This window comes from Ancylobacter vacuolatus (assembly GCF_030813595.1).
Lineage (GTDB): Bacteria > Pseudomonadota > Alphaproteobacteria > Rhizobiales > Xanthobacteraceae > Ancylobacter > Ancylobacter vacuolatus.
On sequence record NZ_JAUSUH010000020.1, the window covers coordinates 1 to 11,131 of the forward strand.

Here is an 11,131-nt window from a genome sequence, read left to right on the forward strand (position 1 = left end):
CTTGCTCGCCTTCATCGTCTCCGCTCCTCCCAGCCAAGGGATTTTGGCGCGAAAAACTCCAGCTTCAAACGGTCCAGTTTTCGGGGATCAGATCACGCGCAGACCTGGCAGATCAATGGATTATGCGAGGCACCGAATGAGCAATGGGGGGGGATGCATCCGAAATCGATGCTCTCCTGTCAACAGAGCTGATCGACCTAGCAGCAACGGATGGGGGCTGGCGCAAGCTCTATCGACATCGCGCGACCGGCAGCTTTTGGGAACGATCCTATCCCCAGAGCGAGATGCACGGCGGGGGGCCAAGACGCCTTCGCGAACTATCCCTGACAGCGCCCGAGCAGTGGCGATGAGCCACTTTGTCAACAGAACCTAGCTGATCTACGTCTGCAGTTGGGAAAGATGCGGTTCTTGCAGAGGCGTGCTCCAACGGCAGAAATGGTGTCACAATGGATCGGGCGAACTTTGCCCTGTGAGGCAGACACAGAGCGACGGCTTGCCGCCGAGCTTGCACCACAATCGGACCGTCCGCTCACGGCCCCGATTGTGCCGCTGCGTTGGTGATGGGCCCACCCGCCGCGATGACCGGCTGGGGGTGGGAAGCGAAATGACGGCTTCTGGATAGCAGACCTGGAAAGCGTCCGTACAATTGTTGCCTAACCACCTTGCGGTAGACGGATGAAGAGTTCATTGATGTCCACGAAATAATGGAACGCTGCGGCAGGACGGCCGTGGATCGTAATCTTACAATGTCGGTTCAGTTGCCAGCCGGTTCAGTAACCGGAGAAGCCACCCGGACTCTCACCAATCCTATGCGATTACGATAAATAACATCTTGGTATGCTGCATTGTCACACGGTTCGCCTCGCGTAGAGGCACTTTCATTCAAGACTGCGGAATATTGTTCTGGCTTTGAGGACCATTGCTCTGGGCTGGGGAGCCCGAATCCCCGTTAATGCCGATACGCGCTTCGAAGCCATCCTCTGCTCCGAGGCGCGGCGACCGGAGTTCGAGGCGACTGCCGATGCGTTCAGCAATCGTGTTCACGATGGAGAGTCCGATCCCGCTCCCGCGTCCGAGGCTCCCGTTTCGCTCGAACCGCCCCGTGAGAGCCGCCAGTCTTGCCGCAGACACGAGCGGCCCGCCATTCGCGACGGAAAGCTCTCCGGCCGGCGACAGCGCGACCTCGACGGGTGAGCCCTTGTCACCATGCTGAAGGGCATTGTCGATCAGGTTGCGGCAAAGGATGCCGACCGTGTCGGGATCGACCGACGAGGCGACGGGCGCATCCGGCAGCAGCAGGAGTATATGTCGCCCCCGCTCGGTTCGGTTCATGTCCTCCACGACGACGGTGAGGGCATCGCGAAGATCCACTTCGGCGTCGATGGTCAGCCGCCCGCCTTCCGCCCTGGCCAACTGCATCAGCCTTTCGGCGCGGGCAGTGAGGCGCTTGAGTGTCGCCTCGATGTCGGCAGCGCGCTGCGCGGTCTGGGCTTCCGACGTCTCCTTGCGGATACGCTGGGCCTGGGCAATCGCGCCAGCCAACGGTGTCCGAAGCTCGTGCGCGGTATTGGCCGCAAGGCTCCGCTCGGCGTCGAAAGCGGACCGCAGCCGCGCCAGGAGGGCGTTTATCGTGTCGGCCAGGGGGGCCACTTCGCTGGGCAGGCCTTCGGCGTCCAGTGCCGCAAGATCCTTCTCGCTGCGTGTTTCGAGCTGGTCCCTGAACGAGCGCAGGGGACGCGTTCCCCGACGAACGGCGAAGGCAATCGCGCCGAAGGCGGCCGGTATCATGAGAAGCACCGGAAGTCCGAGCACCATCTGCATCTTGCGAATGATCGACGCCTGATGGTCGAGAGGCTGGGCGACGGTAATGACGACGGTGCCCTGCAGTGCTTCCTCGCTATACAGGCGGTATCTCTCGGTGCGCCGGAAGCCGGGGCCGTCATAGGCTGGGAACGCCGACACGTCGGCCGCATGCGACCGGAGCAGGATCTCGCCCTTCTCGTTGCGCACGACGTAGGTGTAAAGTTCGGCATGGTCGCGGATCACGCCCAGCCTCTGGCTAGCCGTCTCGCCCTCCTCGCGTCCGACGATGTCGACAACCGCGAGCGGAAGCAGACGCTGCGCCGTTTCCTGAAGCGAGGAATCGAACACCTCCTCAATCTCGTGGCGCAAGAGCACCGCCGTCGCCCAGGCCGCGCTCAGCCAGATCACCAGCAGCAGCGAGCCAATCGCCACCAGAAGCCGCGCCTGAAGGCTGCGCGCCACCCTCATCAACGGGCCACCCGATAGCCGAGGCCGCGCTCCGTCTCGATCAGCTCCGGCCCGAGCTTCTTGCGCAGCCGGCTGACATGGACCTCGATCGTGTTGCTCTCGATCTCGGCACCGAAATCATAGAGCTTTTCTTCCAGCTGGGACTTGGAGAGCAACTGGCCGGGCCGGGCGAGGAAGGATTCCAGCAAGGCCCATTCACGGGCAGTCAGCGCAACCGCCTTGCCTTCGCGCAGCACGCTGCGGCGCGCGATGTCGATCTCCAGCTGCCCCAGCCGGACGATCGGGTTCGGGTTGCCGCAATAGCGGCGGGCGACCGAGCCGATCCTGGCGGACAGCTCATCCAGGTCGAACGGCTTGACGAGATAGTCGTCTGCGCCCGCCTTGAGGCCTTCGATCCGGTCGGAAACCTGGTCGAGCGCGGTCAGAATGATGACGGGCGTCACGTTCCCGGCAGCGCGCAGCGCTTTCAGGAAAACGATTCCCCGCCCATCGGGAAGCATGAGGTCGAGAAGGATCAGTTCATGAGGCGCGCTGGCAAGGGCGTCGCGTGCCGCGTCGAGGCGCATGACCCAGTCGACGGAGTGCCCGTCGCCTGCGAGCTGGTCGCGGACCGCAGCGCCGAGCACGGCATCGTCTTCGATCAAGAGGGTTCGCATCCAGGCCTTTCCTCGCGGGCACGCCTAGCATGACCGACCATCCTGACGGTTGGCTGAAGCAGGAAGATCGTCAACTTCAGGAAGGCGTCAGCTTGATGCCGCTATATGGAGAAAGTCCAGGTAAACGGAGACATGCGCCATGCGCCTCGCCCTGCCGATCATAGCATCGCTTGTCGCATTATCCGTGGGCAGCGCGAGGGCGGAGGACGACTGTTTCGTGCCCATGGCCGACTGGAAGCCAAGGGAGGCCGTGGCCTCGATGGCAGCTGGCCTGGGCTGGACGGTACGCCGGATCAAGATCGACGACGGTTGCTACGAGATCATCGGCACGGACGCCGAGGGACGGAAGATCGAGGCCAGGGTCAACCCCGCGACCCTGAAGGTTCTGGAAATCGAATCACGCGGCCCTGACGGCGGCCACGACAAGGAGCGCAAGGAAGAGTGACCTTGGCATGACCCCGAGGGTCGCCATGGTCACTGGCCCACAAGTGACGGGCGACGTCGCCTGACCGCACATAACACGACCTGCTTTCCCGAAGGCCCCGCCACTCCCGGCGGGGCCTTCGGCGTTCGAGAGGGTTCCTGACGGCAAGCTGAAGCAGAAACTCCAACTCCTTCAGGAAGCGATCAGGACCAGGTTCCAGAAAGGCGCATCACGGAAGGACACCTGCCATGAAGAAGACCTTTGCAATCCTCCTCGCCTCGACCGCCCTCTCCATTGGCGTGGGCATACCCGCCTGGAGCGCCATGCACGACGCCGAACTGTTCTCGTCCGCAACGGACAGGGATGGTCTCGTACAGCTTGCCGGCGACGACGGTCGGGGTGATCGCGACCATGAGAAAAGCGCCCGCAGCAGACACGATGGCGATCGCCATGGCGATGACGATGACGGCGGGGAGGAGGATGACGACAACGGTGGAAGCGCCATCGTGAACCCCGCGCCCGCCGCCGGCACTCCACCCGCCAACGGCCTGTTCGACAGTCGCGCGGCCCCCAAGGTCAACTGAAGCGTTCGTTCCCTGAAGACTTCCGGAGACCCATCATGAAGAAGATCCTCGCCGCGCTCGCCCTGACGACCGCGCTCACGCTTCCGGTCGTTGCGCTCGCGCGTCCAGTGACCCTGACGACGACCCTGAAGAGCTATGGCGGCAATGGCGCGTACCTCGCCATCTATGTCACTGACGCGAAAGGCGCCTATGCCGGAACGCTATGGATGGCGGGCGGCAAGGCCAAGTACTACGAGCACCTCGCCGACTGGTACCGCGCCACGGGCGGTAACACGGCCGAGATCAACGGCATCACCGGGGCAAGCGTGGGTGCCGGCCGCACATTGGAGATCACGCTCGATCTCGCCGACGCGCTGTTCGACGCGGGCTATAAGCTGCATGTCGATGCGGCCGTCGAGGACATGCGCGACAGTCCCAACGACGTCGCCGTCCCACTGACGACGGCAGGAGCCGGACGGACATTCCCGGGCCGCCGCTACGTCGCCAGTCTCGCCTACGGCATGTGAGACTGTCATGATCCGGCGTCTTCACCGCTGGCCGGGCCTGGCCGCCTTCGCAATGCTCGCGCTGCTTGCACTCAGCGGCGCGGCACTTTCTGTCTTTCCGGCGGCGGAAAAGCTCGCCTCGCTGCAGGCCAATCCAGCGGCGAGCGTCGCCGAGGTTGCGGCGAGGATTCAAGCGACCCTCCCCGGCGTCGAGCAGATCAAGCGCTCTCCTTCCGGGCGCATCACCGCCTATTGGTTCGACAACGGTACGCCGGGTTCCGCCATCGTCGACCCTGCGACGGGACAGGCGTTCGGGTCCGCCGATCCGAACCAGGTCGAGCGCTGGCTGACCACCCTGCACCGCTCCTTGTTCCTCGACGACACCGGCCGCCTCGTCTCGGCCGCCGGCGCGGCTGCCATGCTCCTGCTGTCCGTTTCGGGAATCCTGCTGGTGGCGCGCCGGGCGGGGGGCTGGCGGCGCTGGCTGTCGCCCGTGCGCGGTCCGCTCGCGGGACGGATACACGTCGAACTCGCGCGCGGCGCGGTGCTTGGGCTGCTGCTATCGTCGATGACGGCACTCTGGATGACGGCATCCACCTTCGGATTTCTGCCCGACCAGCCCGCTTCAATGGAACAGCCCGTCACCAGCGGCTCCAGCGGAGCTGCGGTCGCTTCCATGCCCTTGCTGGCCACCACGCCGATCGACGACCTGCGCGAGCTGACGTTCCCTTATCCGGACGACCTCTCCGATGTCTTCACGCTCAAGACCGATCGCGGAACAGGCTATGTCGACCAGGGAACCGGCGACACGCTCGGCTGGGCCGACCTCAGCGTCTGGCAGCGTGCCACCGAGACCGTCTATATGCTCCACACGGGTCGAGGCGCGTCGCTGCTCGGCCTGCTGCTCGGGGTCATGGCGCTTGCGGTTCCGGCGATGGGCGCGACAGGGGTCATCGTCTGGTACGCCGCGCGCCGCGGCCGCCCGTCGATCAAGACCAACGCGCCGCCTTCAACAGCGGATCTCGTCATCCTCGTTGGCAGCGAGGGCGGGAGCACATGGGGTTTTGCCGCCACGCTTCACGCGGCGCTGAGCCGAGCCGGCAGGCGCGTGCATGTCGCTCCCATGTCGGCTTTCGCGCCAGACCGGACGCCTGCTGCGAGACAATACCTCGTGCTGACCGCGACCTATGGCGACGGCGACGCACCATCATCGGCCAAGGGCTTCCTCGACCGTCTCGCCGGCCTCCCCGCCTTGCAGGCGGCGCCGATCGCGGTGCTGGGCTTCGGCGACCGCAGCTTTCCCCGCTTCTGCGCCTACGCACAGATGGTGGAGGCATCTTTGCAGGCCAGGGGTTGGTCGGTGCTGCTGCCACTGGACACGGTCGACCGTCAGTCCGCGCAGGAATTTGCGCGATGGGGCCGCACGCTGGGCGAGGCCTTGGGCATATCGCTCGAACTCGACCATCGGGCTGTCGCTCCTGCAACGACGTCGCTGACGCTGGTCTCGCGCCGCGACTACGGCGAGGACGTTCAGGCTCCGACGGCGATCCTCCGCTTCGCCATTCCGCGGATCGGCATCTGGCAGCGACTTTCCGGGCAGGGCTTCGCCCGTTTCGAGGCGGGCGACCTGCTCGGGATCGTGCCCGAGGGCTCGTCGATCCCGAGGTTCTATTCGCTGGCATCCGGCAGCAAAGACGGTTTCGTCGAGATCGTGGTCCGCAGGCATGTCGGCGGCATGTGTTCCTCCAGGCTAACGACGTTGGAGCCCGGCCAGTCGGCTTCTGCGTTCCTGCGCCGCAACCCGGGCTTCCATCCAGGGCGCAATCGTCGGCCGCTGATCCTGATCGGCGCCGGCACCGGAATCGGCCCTCTTGCAGGCTTCATCCGCGCCAATGCGAAGCGGAGGCCAATCCATCTGTATTTTGGACTTCGGCATCGCGACAGCGACCTCCTTTATGGCGACGAACTCGTTATCTGGAGGGCGGACGGGCGACTCCTCAAGCTCAAGACGGCCAGTTCGCGCGCCGACCGCCCACGGCACGTCCAGGACGCAATCGCGGCCGAGGGCACGGTCTTCGCCGCTGCGATCCGGTCCGGCGCACAGGTCATGGTCTGCGGCGGCAGGGACATGGCCGCTGGCGTGGCCGCGACGATCTCGGGGATCCTGGAACCGCTCGGCATGTCGACGGAAAGGCTGAAGGAGGAGGGTCGCTATGTCGAAGACGTCTACTGAGAGGCAGCGCCATGCGCTGAACGGCCCGACCATGGGGACCCGCTGGTCCGCCGTGCTCCACCCGGGCGCCGGGTTCGGTGTCGAACGCGTCCAGCTTGCGCTACAGGCGACGGTCGACGCCGTCGATGGCCAGATGTCGACGTGGAAGCCAGAAAGCGATCTGATGCGGCTGAACCGGGCGCCGGAAGGTGAGGCAGTGCCCATTCCGCCCATGCTGGAGCAAGTCCTCCGGCTCGGCGTGGCGATAAGCAAGGCGTCCAGCGGTGCGTTCGACATGGCTGTCGGCGACGCGGTCTCGGCCTGGGGCTTTGGCCCGTGCACGGCTTCGCAGGCTTCGATCCGGGCAGCGATGGCGGCGCGACGCGTGCCCGCTCACGAGGCCCTGGAGTTTGGCCAGGGAAGCGTGATCAAGCGCGCGCCGGTGGCTCTCGATCTCAACGGCATTGCGAAAGGGTTCGGCGTCGATCGTTTGGCCGACACACTGTCGGGGCTCGGCGTGCACGATGCCCTGGTCGGCATAGATGGCGAGATGCGCGCAATGGGCACGAGGGCAGACGGGCAGCCTTGGACGGTGGCGGTGGAGGCGCCCGACCGGACACGCCGCGCACCCCATTCGATCCTCTCGCTTTCGGACTGTGCCGTGGCGACCTCGGGCGACTACCGGCACTTCGTCGATGTAGAGGGACGACGGCTGTCGCACACGATGGACCCCTCGCGCGGTGCGCCGCTACTTTCTTCGCCCGCTTCCGTGACGGTCATCGCACCCACATGCGCCGTTGCCGACGCCTGGGCAACCGCCCTGATGGTCCTCGGCCCCGAAGCAGGGGATGCAATGGCCAGGAAGGTCGGCATCGATGCGCTGTTCCTGCTTCGCGACGAACGGGATAGCGTCCGCACGCGGCGCGTCGGGCACTCGTTCAAGCGTGCTGCTTAGGAACCTACGCATGGAACGCACGACGGGCGACCAGTTGAAGACCGGGCTGCTAGCGCTGGCGCTCGGCGGACTCGTCGCCGGACTCGTATTGGCCTTTGCGATGGGCCGACCGGAACTTGCTTCGACCTTATGGATAGTCGGCGTCGTTCCCGTCCTCGCTGCGCTGATGATCGAGATCCTGCACAGCCTCACGCGCGGCGAAGTTGGGCTGGACATCGTCGCGGCCCTGTCTATGACGGCGGCGCTGCTCTTCGGCGAGACGCTGGCCGCCGCCGTGGTCGCCGTCATGTATTCCGGCGGCACGTTTCTCGAAAGCTTCGCCGAGGGCCGCGCGCGGCGCGAGATGCGCGATCTTCTCTCGCGCGTGCCGCGAACCGCGACACGACACCGGGACGGCAGGCTCGAAGAGGTGCCGCTCGACGACATCGTGCCTGGCGACCGCCTTCTGATCCGGCAGGGCGACGTCGTCCCCGTGGATGGCACCGTCGCATCTCCTTCGGCCCTTCTCGACACCTCGGCGCTGACGGGCGAGTCGCTGCCCGTGAGACTGACCGACGGCGGCGAGGCCATGAGCGGTTCGACCAACGCGGGCGACGCTGCGCAGATAGCCGCCGTTCTGCCGCCTGCCCCAAACCGGCCATCGTCGTCATCCTAGCGAACTTCTGCTCTGGCGAGTCGTTAGCTTCAGCAGCGGTGGCCAATAACCTATTTGGATTGTGTTTCGTTTTGAGCGCGGTGCTTTCGCAACAGCAGGGTGCTATCGCGTCTCGCGCTGCTCGACCGTTCTCGGAGCAAGCTGTATCGAGCGCAGAGCCCCCGGCGCATGCCCCATCGTCCGCTTGAAGGCACGGCTGAACGCAGCGTGGGAGCCATAGCCGAGCCGGTCGGCGGCCGTCTCGATGGAAATCTGGTCCCGCGTGATCCACTGTGCCGCCAGACGCATCCGCAGTTCGGTGAGATAGCGCAGCGGCGTCATCCCCGTCACGTCGAGAAAGCGTGCGGCGAACACGGAGCGGGAACTGCCCATGACCGAAGCAAGTTCGGCCACCGTCCATTCGCGGCCGGGATCGCGGTGCACGGCGGCAATGACGCGCGCAAGCCGGGAATCGCGCAGCGCGGCCACCCATCCGGCAGCGGTGCCGCAGCCGCATTCGACCCATGCCCGGACAATGAAGACCGACACCACCTCGGCGAGGCGGGCGAGGATGCCGGCAAAACCGGCACGGTCGCCGCGGGTTTCCCGTTCCATGGCCTCCAGCATCGGCAGCAATTCGGGATAGCGATCCAGCAACGTGCCGACCGACATCACCGATGGCATCAAGGCGACCAAGGGAGTCATGCCACCGAGTTCGAGCTCCATGCAGCCGCTGAAGATCACGACATCGGTGCTACGACAGAGATCGGTATCGCAGGCATTGATTGCGGCGACGGTGCCGCAGAGCGGAGCCTCAGAAAAAGCTGATATCGTGCGGCATGGCAGATCCGGCGCGGAGAGCAGGTCATGCCCCCCGCCATGCGGCAGCAACACCGCTGATCCGGCCTCCAGCTTTTCGACATCGCCCTCGGGTCGCCGCAGATAGACCGTGCCGCGCGAAATGAAATGAAACTGCGCGCGTCCCGCCTCATGGCCGAAATGCACGCCGAAGGGCGGGGATATCTGAATACGGCGGTATTTCAGGCCGACAAACCGCATGCCGCCGAGCAATTCGCTCACCACGTCGGCGTAGATGGCGCCCCCGGCGGAGGCCGCATATTCGGACGAATGATCAAGCATGACGGATATTCTGGCATAGTTCGTCTTGCCAAACCAGCCTAGCTTGTTGCAACGCAACATCCTTCTCTGGAAAGGCACACGAATGAGTGACACGCTTGCGGTGGACGCGACACCAGCGCCCGCCATCTCTCCGGCATGGGCGGCCGTCGGCGCGATGACGCTGGGGGTTTTCGGTCTGGTAACGGCGGAGTTTCTCCCCGCCAGCCTGCTGACCCCGATGGCAGCCGATCTCGGCATCACCGAAGGCGCTGCAGGTCAGGCCGTAACGGCAACGGCTCTGGTGGCGATGGCCGCCAGCCTTCTGGTCTCGGCGGCGACCCAGCGCATCGATCGGCGCAACCTCATGGTAGCCTTCTCAATCATGCTGGTGATCTCGAACCTTATCGTGGCATTCGCACCGAACCTGCCGCTGCTCATCCTCGGGCGGGTGCTGCTGGGGCTGGCGCTTGGCGGCTTCTGGGCGATGTCGGCGGCGCTGACCATGCGGCTCGTGCCCGAGGCGATGATACCGCGCGCGCTGTCGATCCTGTTCAGCGGGGTTTCGGCGGCGACGATCTTCGCCGCTCCGGTGGGAAGCTATCTCGGCCATCTCTTCGGTTGGCGCGCCGTGTTCCTGCTGGCGGCGGCCATGGGCGTCGTGACCATCATCGCCCAGATCCTGACCTTGCCGCGCATGGCACCGAAAGGCTCGGCTGGGCTGCGCACGCTGGTCGAGGTTCTGCGCCGGCCGGGCGTCGCCTTGGGCATGTCGGCGGCCATGCTGGCTTTCGCCGGTCATTTCGCGGTGTTCACCTATATCCGGCCGTTCCTCGAAACAGTCACCGGCATCGGCATCAACGCGCTCTCCGGCATTCTGCTCGGCTTTGGACTGGCGAACTTTGTCGGCACGCTGGCGGCCGGCCCGTTGATCGAGCGCAGCCTGAAAGCGGCGCTGCTCGGCGTGCCGCTGCTGATGGCAGCCCTCGGTGTCGCCCTCGTCACTCTTCCGGCGGATCCCATGGTGCACACCCTGCTGTTCGCCCTCTGGGGCTTTGCCTTCGGCGGCGTTCCGGTCGCATGGTCAACTTGGCTCACCCGTGCAGTGCCCGATCAGGCCGAGACCGCCGGCGGCCTGCTCGTCGCGTCCGTTCAGCTGGCGATCTCGATAGGGGCGGCCGGTGGCGGTGCGATCCTCGCGGTCGATGGCGTGACCGGCACCTTTGCCGCCGCCTGCCTGCTTCTGGTGATCGCCGCGCTGATCGTCCTGTTCGGCGTGCGCACTCAGCCGGTCAGCGGTCGCGCAACCGCGCTGCACTAGATGCACGATGCGGTGGCTGAACGGCGTGGCGGCGCTGGCGCCGGCGAGATCGAAGAGGCGCCCGCTGCCCCGGATGGCGAGTTCGTCGACAATGAGCTTGGCCTTTGCGGGGGCCAGTTCGCGCCCCGCCGCCCAAGCTGGCGCGATGTTTCCGCCGGGCTCGCCGGCGGCGTTCTGATGGGATGGAGAGGGATGACCGCGCTCGGCTGCACCGTCGGCGTGCTGCTCTCCGGCATTCACGCCGGCGCGCTGTCGGGCTGGGTATTCCTGGTAGCGGCCTTTGCCGGTCTTCTCATCGGCCTGCCGCTCCGGCGGCGGATCGCAGGGTGAGCCCGGTCGACCAAAGGCCAAAAGACGTGCGGGGGCGGGCGCGCCGAACGCGTCCGTCCCCGCCTGCGAAGGCTCAGAGCCCGGCGCGCAGCACCGCGTCCGCCACCACGATCTTCTTCGGCACAAGGCCGAGCTCGAAGAAG

At 65.7% G+C, this 11,131-nt stretch carries 11 protein-coding genes and 1 pseudogene; 9 read left to right on the forward strand and 3 right to left on the reverse strand.

What is annotated here, in order from left to right; all coding sequences use genetic code 11:
• Positions 1 to 143 precede the first annotated feature (143 nt).
• The gene (locus tag J2S76_RS23215; protein ID WP_370874836.1) at positions 144 to 350 is read left to right on the forward strand and encodes an Imm27 family immunity protein; all 207 of its coding nucleotides are present in this window, start codon (positions 144 to 146) and stop codon (positions 348 to 350) included.
• Between the two features lie 532 nt (positions 351 to 882).
• Here J2S76_RS23215 and J2S76_RS22990 read toward each other — a convergent pair.
• A complete protein-coding gene (locus tag J2S76_RS22990; protein WP_307064456.1) occupies positions 883 to 2,271 on the reverse strand; it encodes an ATP-binding protein in 1,389 nt (462 codons plus the stop codon).
• Positions 2,271 to 2,927, reverse strand: a complete 657-nt coding sequence (locus J2S76_RS22995) for a response regulator transcription factor (RefSeq protein ID WP_307064457.1) — start codon at positions 2,925 to 2,927, stop codon at positions 2,271 to 2,273. Before J2S76_RS22995 ends, J2S76_RS22990 begins: the two co-directional genes overlap by 1 nt.
• A gap of 139 nt (positions 2,928 to 3,066) precedes the next feature.
• Here J2S76_RS22995 and J2S76_RS23000 point away from each other — a divergent pair, with 139 nt between their 5' ends.
• The 6 genes and pseudogenes from J2S76_RS23000 to J2S76_RS23025 all read left to right on the forward strand — a co-directional run.
• A complete protein-coding gene (locus J2S76_RS23000) occupies positions 3,067 to 3,372 on the forward strand; it encodes a PepSY domain-containing protein (RefSeq protein WP_307064459.1) in 306 nt (101 codons plus the stop codon).
• 227 nt (positions 3,373 to 3,599) lie between these two features.
• Positions 3,600 to 3,935 (forward strand): hypothetical protein, encoded by a 336-nt coding sequence (locus J2S76_RS23005; protein WP_307064461.1) that lies wholly within the window; start codon positions 3,600 to 3,602, stop codon positions 3,933 to 3,935.
• 35 nt (positions 3,936 to 3,970) lie between these two features.
• Positions 3,971 to 4,441 (forward strand): DUF2271 domain-containing protein, encoded by a 471-nt coding sequence (locus J2S76_RS23010; protein ID WP_307064462.1) that lies wholly within the window; start codon positions 3,971 to 3,973, stop codon positions 4,439 to 4,441.
• A 7-nt stretch (positions 4,442 to 4,448) separates the two neighbouring features.
• Positions 4,449 to 6,653, forward strand: coding sequence for a PepSY domain-containing protein (locus tag J2S76_RS23015; RefSeq protein WP_307064464.1), 2,205 nt, complete (start codon positions 4,449 to 4,451; stop codon positions 6,651 to 6,653).
• Positions 6,634 to 7,587 carry an FAD:protein FMN transferase gene (locus J2S76_RS23020; protein ID WP_307064466.1) on the forward strand — a complete coding sequence of 318 codons (954 nt, stop codon included), beginning with the start codon at positions 6,634 to 6,636 and terminating at the stop codon, positions 7,585 to 7,587. Before J2S76_RS23015 ends, J2S76_RS23020 begins: the two co-directional genes overlap by 20 nt.
• Positions 7,588 to 7,597: 10 nt before the next feature.
• Positions 7,598 to 8,200: pseudogene (locus tag J2S76_RS23025) on the forward strand (P-type ATPase actuator domain-containing protein); the annotation flags it as partial.
• A 144-nt stretch (positions 8,201 to 8,344) separates the two neighbouring features.
• Here the strand turns inward: J2S76_RS23025 and J2S76_RS23030 are convergent.
• Positions 8,345 to 9,361, reverse strand: coding sequence for an AraC family transcriptional regulator (locus J2S76_RS23030; RefSeq protein ID WP_307064470.1), 1,017 nt, complete (start codon positions 9,359 to 9,361; stop codon positions 8,345 to 8,347).
• An 82-nt stretch (positions 9,362 to 9,443) separates the two neighbouring features.
• On the opposite strand from J2S76_RS23030, the gene J2S76_RS23035 reads away from it, so the two are divergent.
• On the forward strand, positions 9,444 to 10,658 hold the full coding sequence (locus J2S76_RS23035) for an MFS transporter (protein WP_307064468.1): 1,215 nt from the start codon (positions 9,444 to 9,446) through the stop codon (positions 10,656 to 10,658).
• A 12-nt stretch (positions 10,659 to 10,670) separates the two neighbouring features.
• Positions 10,671 to 10,988 (forward strand): YeeE/YedE thiosulfate transporter family protein, encoded by a 318-nt coding sequence (locus J2S76_RS23220; protein ID WP_370874837.1) that lies wholly within the window; start codon positions 10,671 to 10,673, stop codon positions 10,986 to 10,988.
• Positions 10,989 to 11,131 lie beyond the last annotated feature (143 nt).